Origin of the sequence: Salinihabitans flavidus, from assembly GCF_900110425.1 — a bacterium.
GTDB classification, from domain to species: domain Bacteria; phylum Pseudomonadota; class Alphaproteobacteria; order Rhodobacterales; family Rhodobacteraceae; genus Salinihabitans; species Salinihabitans flavidus.
Genome location: NZ_FODS01000006.1, coordinates 124117 through 144338, shown reverse-complemented (window position 1 = coordinate 144338; position 20222 = coordinate 124117). Strand labels below are relative to the sequence as shown.

The following is a 20222-nucleotide window of genomic DNA, read 5'->3' as shown; positions in this document are numbered from 1 at the left end:
CCCTACCCGCCGCGGGTCACGTCGTGGCGATAGATCCAGTCGAATTGCCGCGACATCGCGCCCGGCGCCACCGCCCCGCCGAGCCGCAACGCCGCATGCGCCGCCGCCCGAAGCGGCCCGAAGCGCAGATGATATTTCCACGCATTGCCATTGGCCGCCCCCACGATCCGCTTCACACGCCCCTCGCGCCGCGCCTGATAGGCCGCAAGCCCCGCTTCGATCTGCCCGGCGCGGTCCAACTCCTCGGCCAGCACCCAGGCATCCTCAAGCGCCATGACCGCCCCCTGCGCCATGAACGGCAGCGTGGGATGCGCCGCATCCCCGAGAATCGCCACATGACCACGATGCCAGACCGGCGCCACCGGATGCCGGAACAACCCCCACAGCGCCACCCGCTCCACCGCCGCAAGCATCTCCGGCACTTCGCCGCCAAACCCGGAGAACGCCGCGCGCAGGTTGTCGGGGTCGTCCTCGCGGTGCCAGCCCTCCTCGGCCCAGCCCGCGCGCTCCTGCACCGCCACGATATTGAGCGTTTCCCCCCCGCGCAGCGGATAGCTCACGATATGCCGTCCCGGCCCCATGTGCACCCGCGCCTCCGGGCCCTGCCCGATCACATTGGGCACCATCGCGCGCCACGCCACCTGCCGCGTGAAGAACGGCGCCTGCACACCGTTGAGCACCTCGCGCACGACCGAACGCACCCCGTCGGCCCCGATCACCAGATCGGCCCGCGATTCCGCGCCATTGGCCAGAGAAATACGGGGCGCCTTCCCGGGCACGACGCCCTCGGCTTTCTGGAGCAGCCGCACCCGCACCCCGGCCGCGCGTGCGGCACTGGCCAGCAGATCAATCAGATCCGCCCGATGCACAAGGAAATAGGGCTGATCCGGCCCAAGGGCATCCAGGTCAAGCCGCAGCACCCGCGCGCCCGCACGGTGGTCGCGCAACTCGACCGCTCGTGCCCGAATCGCCCCCTCGCGCAGCGCTGACTCAAGCCCCAGCGCCCGAAGCACGGCCACGCCATTGGGGCCGACCTGTATCCCCGCCCCGACCTCGGAGATGACGCCGGCCTGTTCGAACACGCTCACAACTGCGCCGCGTTGCGCCAGCGCCAGCCCTGCCGCAAGCCCGCCGACTCCGGCGCCGATAATCCTGATCTTGATCCCGGAAAGACTCATGGTCGCTTTCTGAAACGAAAAACGCCGGGGCGGAACCCCCGGCATTGGACTTTTTCACTTCCGATTCGCCACGGTCCGGCAGCGACTCAATCGTCGCGGTGCACCTTTTCGCGGCGCTCGTGGCGCTCCTGCGCTTCAAGGCTCATGGTGGCGATGGGCCGCGCATCCAGCCGCTTGAGGCTGATCGGATCGCCCGTCACCTCGCAATAGCCGTACTCACCCTCTTCGATTCGGCGCAGCGCCGCGTCGATCTTGGAAACGAGCTTGCGCTGGCGGTCCCGCGTGCGCAGTTCAAGCGCCCGGTCAGTTTCCTCGCTGGCGCGGTCGGCAACATCGGGAATGTTGCGGCTGCTGTCCTGAAGCCCCTCGATCGTGTCACGACTGCCCGCCAGAAGCTCGTTGCGCCAGTTGATCAGCTTGCGCCGGAAATACTCCACCTGCCGCTCGTTCATGAACGGCTCATCCTCGGCCGGACGATAGTGGTCAGGCAAGAAAGTTTCTGCTTTCATCTCCGCTCCCTCATCGTGGCTTGCGCCCCTGGTATTCATTTGCTGAGACATCAGGCTCCCTCTCGCGGCTCGATTTATCCGTTTGCTCCGGGATTGTCACTACCCCATTCACATCGCATTGCGGTGTTTTACCGATCCGGCTATGCTGCAATGCGACAAAAGGCGACGGGCGGAAAAAACTGATGAAATTCGAAGGCACTAAGAGCTATGTTGCAACCAACGACCTGACCGTGGCGGTCAATGCTGCTGTGGCGCTGGAACGCCCCCTGCTGGTCAAGGGAGAGCCGGGAACAGGCAAGACGGAACTGGCCCGGCAGGTCGCCGACGCGCTTGGCCTGCGCATGATCGAATGGAATATCAAGTCCACCACCAAGGCGCAGCAGGGCCTTTACGAATACGATGCCGTCAGCCGACTGCGCGACAGCCAGCTTGGCGACGAGCGTGTGCACGACGTGTCCAACTACATCCGCAAGGGCAAGCTCTGGCAGGCGTTCGAAGCGGGCGAAAAGGTCGTGCTGCTGATCGACGAGGTGGACAAGGCCGACATAGAATTTCCCAACGATCTGCTTCAGGAACTCGACAGGATGGAGTTCCATGTCTACGAGACCGGCGAAATGATCCGCGCCCGGCACCGCCCGATCGTGATCATCACGTCCAACAATGAAAAGGAACTGCCCGACGCCTTTCTGCGGCGCTGTTTCTTCCACTATATCCGGTTTCCCGATCCCGAGACGATGAAACAGATCGTCGAGGTGCATCATCCCGGTATCAAAAACGCCCTGCTGACCGAGGCGCTGACCCAGTTCTACGAGATTCGCGACATGACCGGGCTGAAGAAGAAACCCTCCACGTCGGAGGTGCTGGACTGGCTTAAGCTGCTGTTGGCCGAGGATCTGTCCCCCGACGAGATCCGCCGCGACGGGGCCGACGCACTGCCGAAACTGCACGGCGCGCTGCTCAAGAACGAACAGGATGTGCATCTGTTCGAACGGCTCGCCTTCATGGCCCGCGCGGGCCGCTGACGCGCGCCGCTTCTTCCCAACGCCGCTGATCGGCCCTATTATGGGCCAATTGCATCCACACGGTTGCCCGCAGGGCCTGCAACCTTGACCGCAGGCGCGATCTGGAGAGATTGATTTGACCGAAACGCCCCGGAAAGACGTCACCATACGCCCCCTGCGCCCCGAGGATGAAACCGGCTGGCGCCGTCTGTGGACGGGCTATCTCGATTATTACGAAACCGCCGTGCCCGAAGAGGTGTATCGCACCACCTTCGCGCGGCTGCTGTCCGGCGATCCGCACGAATTCAACGGCCTCGTGGCCGAGCGCGACGGAGAACTGGTGGGGCTGACCCATTACCTCTTTCACCGCCACGCCTGGAAGATCGAGAATGTCTGCTACCTTCAGGATCTCTATGCCGATCCGGCGGTGCGCGGCACCGGCACGGGCCGCGCGCTGATCGAGGCGGTCTATGCCGCCGCCGATGCGGCTGGCGCGCCGGCGGTCTATTGGCTCACGCAGGATTTCAACCATGTGGCGCGCCGCCTCTACGACCGAATCGGCAAGCAGACGCCCTTCATCCGGTACAACCGCGGATGAAACGGCCCCGCGCCCTTCTGCTCGGGCTCGGGCTTGGTCTCGGGCTGGCGCTGGCGGCCTGCGGCCCGGTTCCGGTCGGCGACATGCCAAGCCGGGCGGTCATCGCCGACAGCACCCTGCCCCCGATGAAACGATTCTCCCGCGCCCGGCCGACACCGCCGGAACGGTCCAACCATGAGATCGCGCGCGATTTCCTCGATCTGTCCTTCGCGCTGGAGAACGGGCGCAGCCTGCCGCGTCTCACCCGGTTCGAGCAACCGATCACCGTTCGCGTCACCGGCCGCGCGCCCCGCAGCCTGCGCAGCGATCTGACCGCCCTGATCGCGCGTCTGCGCGATGAGGCCCGAATTGACATCCGCGAGGTGTCCGGCACGTCCGCCAATATCACCATAGAGGCCGTCACCGGCAGCCAGATCCGTCAGTCCCTGCCGCAAGCCGCCTGTTTCGTGGTGCCCAATGTGACGAGCCTTGCCGATTTCCGCTCCGCCCGCCGCGCCTCCCGCACGAACTGGAGCCTTCTGGAAAAGCGCGAGCGGCTGGCGATCTTCGTGCCCGCGGATTCCAGCCCACAGGAGACCCGCGATTGCCTGCAAGAGGAGCTGGCGCAGGCGATCGGGCCGCTCAACGATCTCTACCGCCTGCCCGACAGCGTGTTCAACGACGACAACATGCATGCCGTGCTGACCGGCTTCGACATGCTGATCCTGCGCACCTATTACGACCCGGCGCTGCAAAACGGGATGACCCGCGATCAGGTGGCCGCCCGCCTGCCCGCCATCCTCGCCCGGCTCAACCCTGCCGGAGAGGGCCGTGGCAGTGATCCCCTGCCCGCCACCCCGCGCGCGTGGATCGACGCGGTGCAGACCGCCCTCGGCCCCGATGTCAGCAACGCGCAGCGTCGAAGCGCCGCCGCCCGCGCCCTGCGCATCGCCGAACAGACCAACCTCCGCGATCATCGTCGCGGCTTCAGCCACTATATCCTCGGCCGTTTGCTTCAGTCCCACGACGCCGACCGTGCCCACACCGAATTCGCGCTGGCCGATCACTATTTCACCCGCGCCCGCGCCACCGGCCCGCACCGCGCCTTCGTCGCCACGCAGCTTGCCGCCTATGAGCTTTCCTCCGGACGGGGCAAGGACGCAATCGACCGCCTCACCCCGCATCTGCCGCAGGCCGCGCGCTATGAGAACGCGGCGCTTCTGGCCACGCTGATGCTGCTCAATGCCGAGGCGCTGGAGCTTGCGGGCCGCGCATCGGAGGCGCGCAGCGTTCGTCTGGACAGTCTGGGCTGGGCGCGTTACGGCTTCGGGGCGGACTGGGCCGTGCGCGCCAAACAGCACGAGATTTCGGGGCTCAGCCCGCTGAAAAGGGGATTCTGACGCCTATGATCGTTATCATCGCGGCCATTCTGGGCGCCATCACCGGCGCCACCATCGCTAGGCGGCGCAAGGGCAAGCGGCTCGACATCCTGCTCTATGCGGCGGTCTACGCGATGATCTTCGCGCTGCTCGGCCTCTTCGCCACCCTCTTCGTGCACCGAATGGCCCTCTGATCGCATGTTTCTGCCCTTCTTCGATAACCTTCGCTCGGGCGGTATTCCCGTCACCCTGCGCGAGTACCTCGCCTTTCTGGAGGCGATGAAGGCCGGTCTCGTAACCTATGACATCGAAGGGTTCTACTATCTCGCCCGCACGGCCATGGTGAAGGACGAACGCAATCTCGACAAGTTCGACCGCGCCTTCGCCGCCACCTTCAAGGGGCTGGACCAGATCAGCCCGAAGGACGTGCTCGACGCCGTCAACCTGCCCGAGAACTGGCTGCGCAAGATGGCCGAGAAACACCTCTCCGAGGAGGAGATGGCCGAGATCGAGGCCCTGGGCGGCTTCGACAAGCTCATGGAGACGCTGCGCGAGCGCCTCAAGGAGCAGGACAGCCGCCATCAGGGCGGGAACAAATGGATCGGCACCGCCGGCACCTCCCCCTTCGGCGCCTATGGCTACAATCCCGAGGGCGTGCGCATCGGTCAGAACGAAAGCCGCCACCGCCGCGCCGTGAAGGTCTGGGACAAGCGCGAGTTCCGCAATCTCGATGGCGACGTGGAGCTTGGCACCCGCAACATCAAGGTCGCGCTCAAACGCCTGCGCCGCTGGGCCCGGCAGGGCGCCGAGGAAGAGCTGGACCTCGACGGAACGATCCGCGCCACCGCCGAACACGGCTACCTCGACGTGAAGACCCGCCCCGAGAGGCACAACGCCGTGAAGGTGCTGCTGTTTCTCGACGTGGGCGGCTCCATGGACCCGCATATCAAGGTTGTGGAAGAACTGTTCTCAGCTGCAAGAACGGAGTTCAAGCATCTGGAATACTTCTATTTTCACAACTGTCTTTACGAAGGTGTCTGGCGTGACAATCGCCGCCGCTGGAACGCCCAGACGCCCACGTGGGACGTGCTGCACACCTATGGCTCCGATTACAAATGCATCTTCGTGGGCGACGCCTCCATGTCCCCCTATGAGATCGCTTATCCCGGCGGGGCCAATGAACACTGGAATCCCGAATCCGGTCAGGTCTGGCTTGAACGCGCCCGCGCGCAATGGCCCTCGAACCTCTGGATCAACCCGGTGCCCGAACGGCACTGGCGCCATACTCATTCCATCTCGATGATCCGAGAGATCTTCGAGAATGCGATGGTGCCGATGACCCTCGAAGGCATCGAACGCGGCATGAAGGATCTCACGCGCTAGGTAAAACGCCGCCATGACAGTGGCTTGCGTGCGAAACCTTATGTATCGCGGCAATCGCGCGGAGCCCCGCCCGCCGGGTTTGTCTTGCCTCGCGCGCGCGCAGCCCCCATATCTGCCCCATGCTGCGTTTCACCCCGATCCTGCTGGCGATTCTCTACGCCTTGGTGATGTATCACTTCTCCGCCTGGCGCACCGCCAAGACGCTGGATTCGCAGTCCACGCCGCTGGCGGACCCTTCGCTCAACGCGCTGCTGAACCGCATGGCCAAAGCGCTCGACCTGCCCCGCATCCGCGTGCACATCTACGAGATCGCGCCGGTCAACGGCCTCGCCGCCCCCGACGGGCGGATCTTCATCACCCGCGGGTTTTATGACCGCTACCGCAACGGCGAGGTCACGGGCGAGGAAATAGCGTCCGTCATCGCGCATGAGCTGGGCCATGTCGCGCTCGGCCATTCGCGTCGCCGGATGATCGACTTCTCGGGGCAGAACGCGCTGCGCACCGCGATGGCGATGGTGCTGTCGCGCTTCCTGCCCGGCATCGGCGTCTTTATCGCCAACACGCTCACCTCGCTTCTGGCCGCGCGGCTGTCGCGCTCGGACGAATACGAGGCCGATGCCTACGCCGCCGCGCTGCTGACCAAATCGGGAATCGGCACCGCGCCGCAGAAATCGCTCTTTCACAAGCTCGACGCGCTCACGCAATCGGGCCGGGGCGCCGCCCCCGCATGGCTGATGAGCCATCCCAAGACGGCAGAGCGGATCGCGGCGATCGAGACGCTGGAACGCAAATGGGACACCGCGCTGCGCTGATCTGCGCGCACGCCGCCCGCCAGAACACGCGTCCGCGCCCCTTCACATTTGCCAAATACTCCTGCCTCGCGCCGCCACCGTGCGCGGCGCCATGGCTCCATCCCCGCCTTGCCGGGCGAAGGGGGGCGGGCGAGTGGGCCCTTTGCCCGGCAAGGCGGGGATGCGTTATCCCAGCGCCTTGCCCAGCTTCGGAAGACGCGCCTTCTTCAAAAGCGCCCGCATCGGCCAGTCCTCCCCCGAAAGCCGCTCGGCCTGCGCCTGCACCGCGCGCGCCACCGTCTCCACCAGTTCCGGATCGGCGGTCCATATCCCATGCAAGAGCTGATCGGGATCGAGCCGCCGCAGACCCTCGCGCGCCAGCACCCTTTGCGGAAAATCGCGCGCGTTGACCGTCACGATCCCCTCGGCCGCCCCGGCAATCGCGGCTGCCAGCACGTGCACATCCGCCGCATCCGGCAGCCACAGCCGCGCCTCCAGCTTCGGGTCCCAGACCACCTCCGCCTCCGGCCACTGCGCGCGCACGAGCGCGATCTCCGCGCGCGCCTGCGCCTCTCCGCCGGGACCGATCTTGCGCGCCGCCCGCGCCCATTCCTCAAGGATGCGCGCCGACCACAGCGGCGTGAACCCGCCCGCCGCCGCCACGCCCAGAATCACCTCGCGCATCACCGTGGGGTAAAGAACGCAGGTATCCAGAAGCAGCCTCACAGCCGGAAGAACAGCGCCTTGAGATACCCGCTCTCGGCCAGTTGCGGCAAAAGCGGATGATCCGCCCCGGCAAAACCGGTGTGGATCAACACACCCTGCCGCCCCGCCTTGCCGATCCCGCGCGCGCAGGCCCCCCGGAACCGCGTCAGATCGGCGGCATGGGAACAGGAACACAAGACCAGATACCCGCCCTCGGCCACCAGTTCCGCGGCCATCCGCGCCACCCGCTCATAGGCGCGCAGCCCTTTCTCAAGTGTCTGCTTTGACGGTGCGAAGGCGGGCGGGTCGCAGATTACCAGATCGAAGGTCTCCCCCTCCCCGGCCAATGCGGCCATCGTGTCGAAGGCATCGCCGCGGCGCGTCTCGAACCGATCCGCGACCCCGCTGGCGCGCGCGCCCTGCTCGGCCAACGCCAGCGCCGGGGCCGATCCGTCCACCGACAGCGCGCTTGCCGCGCCGCCCGCCAGCGCCGCCAGTGCAAACCCGCCCACATGCGAAAAGACATCGAGCACCCGCGCCCCCGGCGCGAGCCGCGCGGCAAAGGCATGGTTGGGCCGCTGATCGTAATACAGCCCGGTTTTCTGCCCGCCAGTCAGATCGGCCATATAACTCGCGCCGTTCATCTCCACCGGCACCGCGCCCTCGGGCGCCTGCCCGCACAGAACGCGGGTCTCATCATCCAGCCCTTCGAGCGTTCGGGCCCGTCCGGCGGCGTTCTTGATCACCACCGCGATCCCCGTCACCTCGCGCAGCGCCGCGACCAGCGGCTCCAGATACACCTCGGCCCAGGCCGCGTTGGGCTGGATCACCGCCACATCGCCGAAACGGTCGATCACCACACCCGGAAGCCCGTCCGCCTCCGCATGGATCAGCCGGTAGAAGGGCGCCGGATACAGCCGCTCGCGCAGCGAAAGCGCCCGCGCGATGCGCGCCGCGAACCACGCCTCATCGGGCGCGGCCTGCCCGCCCGGCTCCAGCATCCGGCAGATGATGCGCGATTTCGGGTTGACCGCCACAAGGCCCATCGGCGCGCGCGCGTCATCCTCCAGCACTGCCACCGTGCCAGGCGCAAGCGCCTTGGTGCGCCGGTCGGTGACCAGCTCATTGTCATAGACCCATGGAAAGCCGTGGCGGATCGCGCGCGCGTTGGCCTTCGGTTTGAGCCGCACATGCGGAAGGGAGGGCGTTGTCATGCGCCCTCCCTACTGCCATCGCGCCGAAAGGGGAAGATCAGATCGCGTCGCGCCGCGTATCCCGCGCGTCCTGCGCGACAAGCGGCGCGACGGGCTCCACCCGCCGCGTGATTCCACCGGCCGGGCTGACGTATCCCGACGCCTGCGTCAGCTCCTCGCGGATCACCCGCGCCAGATGCTGCGTGATGCGATATTTCTGCGTCAGCCCCTTGGCCTCCGCCTCGACCGCCTGCTGCCCGCCATAGCCTTCCAGATTGGCCCGGATCTCGCGCGGGCCGCGCAGGATGGCGCCGCTCGCCGGATCGCGCAGCGTCACGTCGAAGGTGATCGAATGCACCCCGCCCACGGTATAGCGGGTCTTCTCGGTCAGCGCGTGGAACCGCCTGACCACGATCTCCACCTCGACCGGCATCGCGCCGGCCACACCGCTCAGGCCCAGATCTGCGGACTGCTCGAAGATCGCCTTCACCTGCTCATGCCGGTTGCCCCGCGCATCGCCGCGCCAGACGATGTCGCCGCTGGGGTAATAGCGGTTCGCCTCCGACACTTCGAGGGTCGCGGGCACCGTCACCCGCACCCCCGCCACGTCATAGGACGGCGCCGGGGTCGCCATGTCCATCGCTTCGTGATCCAGCGGCACGTTCCGCGTCGCGGTCTGCATCGTGCCGCACGCCGAAACGCTCAGCCCGATCAACGCCACCGCCATAAGTCGAAAATACGTCATACTCGTCCTCCGAGGCCGTGCCGGCCCTCATTCTGTCACTGCCCGCTTGCGGATGATCCCGCACGCCGGGCCGGTTTGACCCCGCAATGGGGCGGATTTTTGACAAATGGGAGACAATAGCGGGCGACACAGGCAAGTGTTTCCAGCCCCGCGCAACCAAGGCGTGCAAACCGGCCGTCAGTGGGAGCGGGACCGGGAGCGCCACCCCCCGCGCCGGCGCGGCGCGGGCATGCCGTCCAGCCCCTGACGCAGCACCCCGGTCATCGGATGATCGGGATGCGCCGCGCCATAGCGCTCCAGAAGCGCCGCGATCAGGTCCTTCGTGTCCTGCCCCTCCGGCACCCGCAGCGCCCAATCGAGAAAGATCGACCGGCACTGCGCCGCGTCGATCCCCTCGATCCGGTAGGCTTCGCGGATCAGCCCGCGCGGATCATTCGGATCGTCCGTCATCTCCTGCCCCCTTCAGCATCGCGCCGATCACCCGCTCGGCCCGTTCGATCCGGCCTTCCAGCGCGCCCTCGAGCTCCTCCAGCGTCTCCGCCCCGGTTTCGCGCAGCAGGAAGGCGCGCCCGCCCTCGCCAATCGCCTCCGGGTCCAGCGCCGACTCGCTGAGCAGACGCGAGACCACCTGCACCGTCCAGCACAGTTCGTAGGACTCCTCCAGCGCCACGCGCTGCGTCTGCTCCAGAATGCCCGCCTCGACCGCATCGGCAAAGGCATCGCGCACCGTCCGCGCCCCCTGCCCCGACAGCAGAGAGGCCGCCTGCGCGGCAAGCTCCACATCCTGAAGCCGCCCCGCGCCGATCTTGGCATCCCAGATCCCCGCTGGTGCCCGGGCCGCGGCGATCCGCGCGCGCATCTCCTGCCAGTCGCGGCGTACCCGGCCCGCATCGCAGGGCCGGGTCAGGATCTCGGCGCGGAACGCCTCGACCTGCTGCATCAATTCCGGCTGCCCGGCCACCGCCCGCGCCCGCGTCAGCGCCAGATGTTCCCACGTCCACGCCTGGTTGAGCTGATAGTCGCGGAACGACGCCAGCGACGTGGCCACCGGCCCCTGCGTGCCCGATGGGCGCAGCCGCATGTCCACCTCGTAAAGCCGCCCCTCGGCCATCGGCGCGGTCATCGCGGTGACAAGCGCCTGCGTGAGCCGCGCGTAATAGGTGCGCGCCGCCAGCGGCCGCCGCCCCTCGGACTGCTCCACCCCGTCCGCGTCATAGATCACGATCAGATCGAGATCGGAGCGCGCATGAAGCCGCCGCACCCCGAGCGATCCCATGCCAAGCACCATCGCCCCGTGCCCCGGCGCGGGTCCGTGCTTCTCGGCGAATTTCGCCACTACCTCGGGCCAGAGCGCGGCAAGGCAGCTTTCGGCGAGATCGGCATACTGCGCGCCCGCCTCATCGGCCCCGATCAAACCGCGCAGGTGATGCACACCTATGCGGAAATGCCACTCCCGCGCCCAGCGGCGCGCGGCATCGAGCTTGCGCTCGTAATCCTCCTCGCGGCCCATCACGTCCGACAGATCGGCGCACAGCACCTCCAGCCCCGGCCATGGCGCGAAGAAATCGCCGCCGATGACCGCGTCGAACACCTGAGGGTTGCGCGACAGGTGCCGCGCGAGCTTTGGCGCGGTGCCGACAATATCCACCAGCAGATCGATCAGCTGCGGATTGGCCTCGAAGAGGGAAAAGACCTGCACCCCGGCCGGCAGCCCGGCGAGGAACCCGTCCAGCGCGGCCAGCGATTCCTCGGGCCGCGCGGTGCGCGCCAGTCGGCCCAGAAGCTCGGGCCGCAGCCGCTTGAAGATCTCCACCGCGCGCCCCGAACGCAGCGCCGGATAGCTGTACCAGCGTTGCACCACATCGCCATCGATCTCTGGCAGGTCAGGCTCTTCGGACGGGGCGGTGTCGGGGGCAAAGAAGCTCTCGGTCAGCGCATGCACCTCTTCGAGCCGCCCGGCAACCTCCTTGCGCAGGGCGGCCGCATCGGTGCCCATCAGGCAGGCGAGCCGCTCGAACCCCTCCGCCGATTTCGGCAGGTTATGGGTCTGCGCGTCGTTGATCATCTGAAGCCGGTGCTCTACTTCGCGGTGGGCGCGGTAATGACGGCTGAGGACCTCCGCCGCCTCCTCGGGCACCCAGCCCTTCTCGGCCAGCCGCGCGAGCGCCGGAACCGTGCCGCGCAGCCGCAGTTCGGCATCGCGCCCCCCGGCGATGAGCTGCCGCGTCTGGGTGAAGAACTCGATCTCGCGGATACCGCCCCGGCCCAGCTTCATGTCGTGCCCCTCAAGCGCGATCGCCCCGCCGGTGCCCTTGTGCGCGCGGATGCGCAGCCGCATGTTGTGCGCGTCGTCGATCGCCGCGAAATCGAGATGCCGCCGCCAGACGAAGGGTCTCAGCGTCTCGAGAAACCCCTCCCCTGCGGCGATGTCGCCCGCCGCGGCGCGCGCCTTGATATAGGCGGCGCGCTCCCATGTGCGCCCAAGGCTCTCATAGTAGCGTTCGGCGGCCTCCATCGTCATGCAGACGGGCGTCACGGACGGGTCGGGCCGCAGTCGCAGATCGGTGCGAAAGACATAGCCCTCGCCGGTCAGATCGCTCAGCATCGCCGCCATGCGCCGCGTCGCCCGCACCAGAGAGGCGCGCGCGTCGTGGTAATCGTCCCGGTCGTATCGCGTCTCGTCGAACAGGCAGATCAGGTCGATGTCGGAACTGTAGTTCAGCTCATCCGCGCCCATCTTGCCCATCGCCAGCGCCACCATGCCGCCGGCCTGCGCGATGTCCTCCTCACGCGCGCCGGGCAGCTTGCCGCGCCGGATCTCGGTGCCCACCGTCGCCTCCAGCGCGAGCTGCACCGCCAGATCGGCGAAGGCTGTCAGGCGGCGCGTGACCTCCTCCAGCGGCCAGATCCCGCCGAGATCGGCCAACGCCGTCAGCAGCGCCACCCGCCGCTTGGCCGCGCGCAGATCCTCCGCCCGCCTGTCCGGCGCGCCCTGCCGCAGCGCCTCGAACACGGCATCGAGCGACTCCTCCGGCGCATCGAATGCCTCCGGCATCCAGTCGGCCTCTTTGGCGATCAACCCGGCCAGATAGGGCGACGACCCCGCCGCGCCCCCGATCAGCGCCGCGGCATCGCCGGAGAGCGCGGGCACCCTTTCGCGGGCCTCGTCCGCCCGGTCAGGCTCGAACGCGCGCGGCAGGCGGGTGATGCGGGATTCGATGCTCATGCGGCAGACAGTGCTGCGCGCGGCGGGGAAGGTCAATCATCCGCGCGCCCGACCTGAGTGTGCGCCTCCCGGCGCGCTCTGATCGTTTGCGCTCAGGCCGCGCAGGCCCCGGGGCTCTGCCCCGGACCCCGGGATATTTTGCCCGAGAAGATGCGGCAGGCGCCCTGCCCTTTTCTTTGTTCCGCAAATACTCGAAAAAGCAACGCGCGCCGTGTTCACAGGGGTCTGAATGGGCGCGGCACAGTTTTCACCACCGACGCGATACCGACGTTTTACCGACGTGATACCGAAACGTGTTTTTCAGCGTTTTCAGAGCGTTAACCCTGATTCGGGCTAATCCGGGGTCAGCGGTCCATCCGGTCGATCACCGTCACGCCCGGCGGCTGCGCCCCGTCCATCGCCCGAAGCGCGGCCTCGGCCCCCGACAGCGGGATGCGCTGTGTGACAAGGCGCGAGGGGTCGATCCAGTCCGCCTCCACCATGGCCAGAAGGCTGGCAAAGCCCGGCGCGCCCAACCCGCGCATGCCCGACAGGCTCAATTGCCGGGCATAGATCAGCTCCAGAAGGGGCAGCGACACCGTTGAATGGGACCCCACCGGCATTCCGACCTGCACATGCCGACCCAGTTTTCGCAAGCTTTTCAGTGAGTTGTGGAAGGTTTCCGTCACCCCGAGCGCATCGAGCGAGACATGCGCGCCGCCGCCCGTCATCTCGCGCACCGCCGCGCCCACGTCCGTTGGGTCGCTGGCGTCCAGCACGGCGTTGGCGCCAAGATCGCGCGCCTGACGCAGGGCGCCGGCGCTCACATCCACCGCCAGCACGCGCGCGCCGATTGCCGCGGCGATCATCACCGCGGACAGCCCCACACCACCGCAGCCATGCACGACGAGCCACTCGCCGGGGCGCAGGGCGGCGCGGTCGGTCAGAGCCCTCCAGGCCGTCGTCACCCGGCAGCCCATCCCGGCTGCGGCAGCAAAATCAAGGGCTTGCGGCAATCTGACAAGGTTGTAGCCCGCATGAGGAATGGCGACTCGCTCGGCAAAGGCGCCCCAGAAGGTGAAGCCGATCACCTGTTGCGCGTCGCAGATCGTCGGCTCTCCGGCGCGGCAGTCGGCGCAGTGACCGCAACCGAGGATGAAGGGCGCTGTCACCCGGTCGCCGATTGCAACGCCGTGGCAGTCCGGTCCGACCTCCAGCACTTCGCCCGCAAACTCATGGCCCATCACATGCGGCAGCCTCACATCCGGGTCGGCGCCCGTCCAGGCGTGGTGATCGGACCGGCATACCCCGCAGGCTCGCACCGCCACGATCGCCCCATCGCGCGGGCAGACCGGGTCGGGAATATCGGAGAGGGTCAGGGGACCGTTGAAACTCTCGATCAGGGCGGCTTTCATCGGCGGGGCCTCGCGTTCCGGGGTGTCATTGCAGGTCTTCCCTCTGGCTAGCGCGGCGGCGGCGCCGGGAACAGCCCATTTTTTCCACATCACCGTCTTGCGAATATGCCTTATGCGCCGGCCACCAGACATGGCAGGGGACGCGATGGGCCACCCCACATCTTGCGGCTCGCGGTGCAGGGAATCCTTGGCACCACCCTTGCGCTGCGCTACCGTTCTACTCGGAGAATCGCAGAGGTGAGCACGTGACACTCCACATGCCGAGGCAACCCAGACTGGCGCTTCGGACCGCGCACAAGACCGATGTCCGTGCCCAGTTCGGCGCTCTGGTCTGGCGTGTTCGCAAGGGCAAGACGCAGATCCTGTTGATCACCAGCCGAGGGCGGGGCCGCTGGATCATCCCCAAGGGCTGGCCGGTCGATGGCGCCACCCCCGCGCGCGCCGCCGCCGCCGAAGCCTGGGAGGAGGCCGGGGTGCGCGGGCGCGTCCATGGCCACCCACTGGGCCTTTATTTCTATGCCAAGCGTCGACCGGGGCTGGACGACTTGCCGTGCCTCGTCATGGTCTACCCTGTCGAGGCACACAGGCTTGAGACAGAGTTTCCCGAGGCCGGGCAGCGCCGTCGCAAGTGGTTTTCCCCCAAGAAGGCCGCGGCCCGGCTCGATCCGCCCGATCTTGCGGCGATGGCCCGGAATTTCGACCCCCGCGCCCTTCAGTGAGGACACCCTTCCGGGGCATTTCACTTGATACCCCATCGCGCCGCGACTATCTTTGTCAGGCTGACAACCGGGGCTGACGGAATGATCCAATACTCGCTCAAATGCGCCAACGACCACCGTTTCGACAGTTGGTTCAAATCGGCCGAAGCCTTTGAAAAGCTTCAATCGGCGGGGATGGTGTCCTGTTCCGTCTGCGGCGACAGCAAGGTGGAAAAGGCATTGATGGCCCCTGCCGTGCGCTCTGGCCGCGACGCGCCCCCCGCAGCGCCGCAGGCAGAGCCGCCGCGCCCCCTGTCGCAGCCTCAAGGCCCGGCCGAACAGGCGATGGCCGAGCTGAGAAAAACCATCGAGACCAGTTCCGATTACGTCGGGCTGAATTTTGCCACGGAGGCCCGCGCCATTCATGACGGCACAGCGCCCGAACGTGCGATCTACGGAGAGGCCAGACCCGAAGACGCCCGGGCGTTGATCGAGGACGGCGTTCCCGTCGCACCGCTCCCCTTCAGACCGGGGCGCAGATCCAACTGATCCTGTTTCGGGCCGCCTGCTCCATGACGGCCGCGCTTGCGCTGTCATCAAACTGCGCGTAAACCCCGGCGCGACCCTTTCTTCAAGGAACCGTCATGCCCGTTCTCGTGATGAAATTCGGTGGCACCTCGGTCGCCACGCCCGACCGGATCAAGCGCGCCGCCAAGCGGGTCGGCGTCGAGGTGGCCAAGGGCTATGACGTGATCGTCATCGTCTCCGCCATGTCGGGAGAGACCAACAAGCTCGTCGGCTATGTCGAAGAGACCTCGCCGCTGTTCGATGCGCGCGAATACGATGCCGTGGTGAGTTCCGGCGAGAACGTGACTGCCGGGCTGATGGCGCTGACGCTTCAGGAAATGGATATTCCCGCCCGGTCCTGGCAGGGATGGCAGGTGCCGGTCATGACGACCTCGGCCCATTCCTCCGCCCGGATCGAGGATATCCCTCCCGACAATATCACCGCCAGGTTCGCCCAGGGCATGCGCGTGGCGGTGGTGGCTGGATTTCAGGGCATCAGCCCCGAAGGCCGGATCACCACGCTGGGCCGGGGCGGCTCGGACACCACAGCAGTAGCCTTTGCCGCCGCCTTCGGGGCGGAGCGTTGCGACATCTACACCGATGTGGACGGGGTCTATACCACCGATCCGCGCATCTGCGACAAGGCGCGCAAGCTCGATCGTATCGCCTTCGAGGAAATGCTGGAACTGGCCTCTCTGGGCGCCAAGGTGCTTCAGACGCGGTCCGTGGAACTGGCGATGCGATACAATGTGAAGCTGCGGGTGCTAAGCTCTTTCGAAGAACAATCCGACGAGGCCGGAACGCTCGTCTGCGATGAGGAGGAAATCATGGAATCCAATGTTGTCTCCGGCGTTGCCTATTCCCGTGACGAGGCGAAGATGACCCTTCTGTCGGTGGCCGACCGCCCCGGGATCGCCTCGATCATCTTCGGTGCCCTGTCGGATGCGGGCGTCAACGTGGACATGATCGTGCAGAACATCTCGGAAGAGGGGCGCACCGACATGACTTTCTCCCTGCCAACCAATCAGGTGGCGCGCGCAGAGAGGGCGATGAATGACATTCGCGGCAAGGATCTCAACTTTGCGGAGCTTGTCACGGATGACAATGTCTGCAAGGTCTCGGTCGTCGGCATTGGCATGCGCTCTCAATCCGGGGTTGCAGCCAAGATGTTCAAGGTGCTGTCTGATGAAGGAATAAACATCCGCGTCATCACCACGTCGGAAATCAAGATTTCTGTGCTGATCGACCGGAAATACATGGAACTCGCGGTGCAGGCGCTTCATGATGCCTTCGAACTGGAGAAGGCGGCCTGAGAGCGGCACTCCCCCAAGGGTAGTGCGGGATCAAGGGCCGGGCAACGCGGTAAAGGGCTGACATGGCCGATAGAAGCGACAGCGAGAGTCGAAAGCTCCTTGGCCGATTGCGCGAGACCATGGCCGCGGAAGGCGCGGGCCAGGAACGGCTCGACAAGATCACGCATCTGATCGCCGATTCGATGGGCACGGAGGTGTGTTCCATCTATCTGTTCCGCGATCCCGAAACGCTGGAGCTTTGCGCGACCGAAGGGCTTCATCACGACGCGGTTCACCAGACCCGCCTGCGCATGGGTGAGGGGCTCGTGGGCCGCGTGGCGCGCACGTCGGAGGTGATCAATACCGCCGATGCCCCGGCAGAGAAGGGCTTTCGCTTCATGCCCGAAACAGGGGAGGAGAGCTTTTCCTCCTTCTGCGGGATTCCGATTCAGAGGCTTGGCGAAAAACTCGGTGTGCTGGTGGTGCAGTCGCGCGACTCGCGCGATTTTTCCGCCGATGAGGTCTACGCCCTCGAAGTGGTGGCGATGGTGCTGGCTGAAATGACCGAGCTTGGCGCCTTCGTCGGTGAAGGCGCCGCACTTTCCCCGCTGCACCAGCAATCGGTCATGATCCGCGGGCTCTCGGCACAGGAAGGCGCGGCAGAGGGGCAGGTCTGGCTGCACGAACCGCGCGTCGTCGTCACCAACCCCATTGCCGACGACCCCGAGGCCGAGACGCGCCGCCTGCATGACGCGATCGAAACACTTCGCGTCGGCGTGGACCGGATGCTCGATGGCGCACGGGGCAACAAGGATCATCTTGAGGTGCTGGAAGCCTATCGCATGTTTGCCAATTCCAAGGGCTGGATGCGGCGCATGGAACAGGACATCGCACAGGGGCTTTCTGCCGAGGCGGCGGTCGAAAAGGAACAATCCACCGCCCGCGCCCGCATGGGACAGGTGCAGGACGCCTATCTGCGCGACCGACTTCACGATCTCGACGACCTGTCGAACCGTCTGTTGCGCATCCTGACCGGGCAGGGAACTGAAACCGGCGCGGAGATGCCCGACAAACCGATCCTCGTGGCGCGCAACATCGGCCCCGGCGAGCTTCTCGAATACGATCGCAAGCTGCGTGGCATCGTCCTCGAGGAAGGGTCCGTCGGCTCCCATGCGGCGATTGTCGCCCGGGCACTGGCGATTCCACTGGTGATTCATGCCAAAAACATCACGACGGCAGCGCTCAACGGCGATCCGATCATGGTGGACGGCGATGCCGGTGTGGCTCACCTGCGCCCCGACGAAAGCATCGTCGCCGCCTTCCGCGACAAGATCGCGATGCAGGCACAGGCACAGGAGCGCTATACCTCGATACGGGACAAACCGGCGCAGTCTCTCGACGGCAGGGTGATCTCGCTTCAGATGAACGCCGGGTTGATGGCCGATCTGCCCTCTCTCGAAGGGTCGGGGGCCGACGGTGTGGGGCTGTTCCGGACAGAGCTTCAGTTCCTGATCCGCAATCAGATGCCCAAGCGGACGGAACTCGCGCAACTCTACGCGCGGGTCATGGATGCGGCGAAAGAAAAGAAGGTGATTTTTCGCACGCTCGACATCGGCTCCGACAAGGTGCTGCCCTACATGACGGCGGAGGATGAGCCGAACCCGGCCCTCGGTTGGCGCGCGATCCGCGTCGCTCTCGACAGGCCCGGCGTGATGCGGATGCAGCTTCAGGCCTTGTTGCGGGCCGCCAAGGGGCGACCGCTCTCGGTCATGTTTCCGTTCGTTGCGCAATACGACGAATACACCGCCGCCCGCGCCGAGATGGACAAGGCCATCGCGCGCGAACGCATCCTTGGCCATCCGCTGCCCGAGTCACTTGAAATCGGGGCGATGCTGGAAACACCCAGCCTTGCCTTCGCGCCGCAGCGCTTCTTCGAAGAGGTGGATTTCCTGTCCATCGGCGGCAACGATCTCAAGCAGTTCTTCTTTGCCGCCGACCGCGAGAATGAGCGCGTGCGGCGGCGCTATGACACGCTCAACGTCAGCTTCCTGAGCTTTCTGGAAGGGATCGTGAACCGCTGCAACCGCACGAAAACCCCGCTGAGCTTCTGCGGGGAGGACGCAGGCCGCCCGATCGAGGCACTGTGCCTTGCGGCAATGGGCATGCGCACACTCTCGATGCGGCCCGCCTCCATCGGGCCGGTCAAAAGCCTGATCCGGCGCTCCAACCTCGAAGAGGTGCACAAGGTCATCGTCGAGTCCCGCGAACGCGGCGATCAATCCGTGCGACCGGCGGTGATGGATTACCTGCGCGGCGTGACCTGAACGCATCCCGACAGGCCATGCCCTGCCCCTTGGCTTTGCACCGGCTTGGCGGCAATGTGGCGCGCATGGACATGGATCGTATCGCCTTTGATCACGCGCCCGTCGGGCTTGTCATGCTTGAAAACCGCGTGATCCGAATTGCCAACCGCGCCTTTGGCGAGATGTTCGAGGACAGGCCCGCCGCCTGCGCCGGCGTCTCACTGGGTGAATTCTATGCCTCAGAGGAGGATTTCCAGATCATCGGCCAACGCGGGCTTTCCGCCATGCGCGAAAGCGGACGTTACAACGACGAACGGATCATGCGGCGGCGTGGCGGCGGCCTCTTCTGGTGCCGGGTGCGCGGCGTTTCCCTGACCCCCGATACTCCATTCCAGCGCGGCATATGGAGTTTTGCCGACCTGTCGGAGGAACGCCCCGTCGTCGCCCTGACACAGCGCGAACGCGAGGTGGCCATCCTGACCTGCCGTGGACTGACGAGCAAGGAGGTCGCCCGCGACCTTGATCTGAGCTACCGCACCGTCGAGGACTACCGCGCGCGCCTGCTGCGCAAGTTCGGCGCGCGCAAACTGGCCGAGCTGGTGGCCAAATTGTCGGGCATGCCCTTGTGACCGGAACAATTGGCGCGCGATCCCATGCCCCGGCACCCCCGAAAGCGCCGCTTTTCATGGCCCGAACGATGGCCTATAAGGCCCGAACGGGGTTTCCGAGAGAAGCGCAACGGCAATAAGCGCAGCAGAGGACAAAACATGACGAACAAGACCCATGACGCGGATGTCGCCTTCATTCAGGCGCTGGCCGAGCTTCTGCGCCAGAACGATCTGACCGAACTCGAAGTGATGCGGGAATATGGTGAAGACGACAGCCTCAACGTGCGCGTGAGCCGCGCGCAGCATGTCACCGCCGCCATGGCAGCCCCTGCACCTGCTGCCGCCGCCACGGCACCGGCAGAATCCGCCCCGGCCTCAGAGGCGACCGCCGCCGCATCCGCCGCTGCCGCAAGTGAAGACCCTGCCGACCACCCCGGCGCTGTCACCTCGCCGATGGTCGGCACGATTTACCTGCAGCCGGAACCCGGTTCCACGCCCTTCGTGTCGATCGGAAGCCAGGTGAGCGAGGGGGATACGATCCTGATCGTGGAGGCGATGAAGACCATGAACCACATCCCCGCCCCCCGCGCAGGCACCGTGAAACGCATCCTGGTGGAAGACGGCGCCACCGTGGAATATGGCGCACCGCTGGTCATCATCGAGTAAGGCGGCA

General features: G+C 66.2%; 20 protein-coding genes. 12 read left to right on the top strand and 8 right to left on the bottom strand.

The annotated features are described in order from the left end of the window. Positions 1–2 precede the first annotated feature (2 nt). Both BMW66_RS07480 and dksA read right to left on the bottom strand, forming a co-directional pair. Complete coding sequence (locus BMW66_RS07480; protein ID WP_093117152.1) at positions 3–1178, bottom strand: FAD-dependent monooxygenase; 1176 nt, start codon at positions 1176–1178, stop codon at positions 3–5. 86 nt (positions 1179–1264) lie between these two features. Further along, positions 1265–1687: an RNA polymerase-binding protein DksA gene (dksA, locus tag BMW66_RS07475; RefSeq protein WP_093117150.1), complete on the bottom strand. Its 423-nt coding sequence runs from the start codon at positions 1685–1687 to the stop codon at positions 1265–1267. A gap of 182 nt (positions 1688–1869) precedes the next feature. Here dksA and BMW66_RS07470 point away from each other — a divergent pair, with 182 nt between their 5' ends. From BMW66_RS07470 to BMW66_RS07445, 6 genes are all read left to right on the top strand, one after another. Further along, a complete protein-coding gene (locus BMW66_RS07470; protein WP_093117036.1) occupies positions 1870–2709 on the top strand; it encodes an AAA family ATPase in 840 nt (279 codons plus the stop codon). Positions 2710–2824: 115 nt separating this feature from the next. Next, positions 2825–3286, top strand: a complete 462-nt coding sequence (locus tag BMW66_RS07465; RefSeq protein ID WP_093117034.1) for a GNAT family N-acetyltransferase — start codon at positions 2825–2827, stop codon at positions 3284–3286. Beyond that, positions 3283–4665 carry a DUF2927 domain-containing protein gene (locus BMW66_RS07460; RefSeq protein ID WP_093117032.1) on the top strand — a complete coding sequence of 461 codons (1383 nt, stop codon included), beginning with the start codon at positions 3283–3285 and terminating at the stop codon, positions 4663–4665. Before BMW66_RS07465 ends, BMW66_RS07460 begins: the two co-directional genes overlap by 4 nt. A 5-nt stretch (positions 4666–4670) precedes the next feature. Beyond that, positions 4671–4838, top strand: a complete 168-nt coding sequence (locus BMW66_RS20290) for a hypothetical protein (RefSeq protein ID WP_093117030.1) — start codon at positions 4671–4673, stop codon at positions 4836–4838. 4 nt (positions 4839–4842) lie between these two features. Next, on the top strand, positions 4843–6027 hold the full coding sequence (locus BMW66_RS07450) for a vWA domain-containing protein (RefSeq protein WP_093117028.1): 1185 nt from the start codon (positions 4843–4845) through the stop codon (positions 6025–6027). Positions 6028–6146: 119 nt separating this feature from the next. Continuing rightward, entirely contained in the window at positions 6147–6839 is a 693-nt protein-coding gene (locus tag BMW66_RS07445) for a M48 family metalloprotease (protein ID WP_093117026.1), read from the top strand. A gap of 165 nt (positions 6840–7004) precedes the next feature. Here BMW66_RS07445 and BMW66_RS07440 read toward each other — a convergent pair whose 3' ends face one another. The 6 genes from BMW66_RS07440 to BMW66_RS07415 form a co-directional block, all read right to left on the bottom strand. Then, positions 7005–7544, bottom strand: a complete 540-nt coding sequence (locus BMW66_RS07440) for an RSP_2648 family PIN domain-containing protein (protein WP_093117024.1) — start codon at positions 7542–7544, stop codon at positions 7005–7007. Beyond that, positions 7541–8737, bottom strand: coding sequence for an RSP_2647 family RNA methyltransferase (locus BMW66_RS07435; protein WP_093117022.1), 1197 nt, complete (start codon positions 8735–8737; stop codon positions 7541–7543). Before BMW66_RS07435 ends, BMW66_RS07440 begins: the two co-directional genes overlap by 4 nt. Before the next feature lie 37 nt (positions 8738–8774). Further along, complete coding sequence (locus BMW66_RS07430; RefSeq protein WP_093117020.1) at positions 8775–9461, bottom strand: DUF6778 family protein; 687 nt, start codon at positions 9459–9461, stop codon at positions 8775–8777. A 177-nt stretch (positions 9462–9638) separates the two neighbouring features. After that, positions 9639–9911, bottom strand: coding sequence for a hypothetical protein (locus BMW66_RS07425; protein WP_093117018.1), 273 nt, complete (start codon positions 9909–9911; stop codon positions 9639–9641). Next, complete coding sequence (locus BMW66_RS07420) at positions 9892–12687, bottom strand: [protein-PII] uridylyltransferase family protein (protein ID WP_093117016.1); 2796 nt, start codon at positions 12685–12687, stop codon at positions 9892–9894. The genes BMW66_RS07425 and BMW66_RS07420 overlap by 20 nt, the downstream gene beginning before the upstream one ends. A 344-nt stretch (positions 12688–13031) precedes the next feature. Next, the gene (locus BMW66_RS07415; protein WP_342741853.1) at positions 13032–14171 is read right to left on the bottom strand and encodes a zinc-dependent alcohol dehydrogenase family protein; all 1140 of its coding nucleotides are present in this window, start codon (positions 14169–14171) and stop codon (positions 13032–13034) included. 155 nt (positions 14172–14326) lie between these two features. Between BMW66_RS07415 and BMW66_RS07410 the strand changes: the two genes are divergently transcribed. From BMW66_RS07410 to accB, 6 genes are all read left to right on the top strand, one after another. Continuing rightward, positions 14327–14800: an NUDIX hydrolase gene (locus BMW66_RS07410; RefSeq protein ID WP_342741851.1), complete on the top strand. Its 474-nt coding sequence runs from the start codon at positions 14327–14329 to the stop codon at positions 14798–14800. 81 nt (positions 14801–14881) lie between these two features. Continuing rightward, positions 14882–15328 carry a DUF1178 family protein gene (locus BMW66_RS07405; RefSeq protein ID WP_093117012.1) on the top strand — a complete coding sequence of 149 codons (447 nt, stop codon included), beginning with the start codon at positions 14882–14884 and terminating at the stop codon, positions 15326–15328. Between the two features lie 95 nt (positions 15329–15423). Continuing rightward, positions 15424–16659, top strand: a complete 1236-nt coding sequence (locus BMW66_RS07400) for an aspartate kinase (protein ID WP_093117010.1) — start codon at positions 15424–15426, stop codon at positions 16657–16659. A 62-nt stretch (positions 16660–16721) separates the two neighbouring features. Further along, positions 16722–18962, top strand: coding sequence for a phosphoenolpyruvate--protein phosphotransferase (gene ptsP / locus BMW66_RS07395; protein WP_093117008.1), 2241 nt, complete (start codon positions 16722–16724; stop codon positions 18960–18962). A gap of 71 nt (positions 18963–19033) precedes the next feature. Next, positions 19034–19570: a helix-turn-helix domain-containing protein gene (locus BMW66_RS07390; protein ID WP_093117146.1), complete on the top strand. Its 537-nt coding sequence runs from the start codon at positions 19034–19036 to the stop codon at positions 19568–19570. A 138-nt stretch (positions 19571–19708) separates the two neighbouring features. Then, entirely contained in the window at positions 19709–20215 is a 507-nt protein-coding gene (gene accB / locus BMW66_RS07385) for an acetyl-CoA carboxylase biotin carboxyl carrier protein (RefSeq protein WP_093117006.1), read from the top strand. Positions 20216–20222 lie beyond the last annotated feature (7 nt).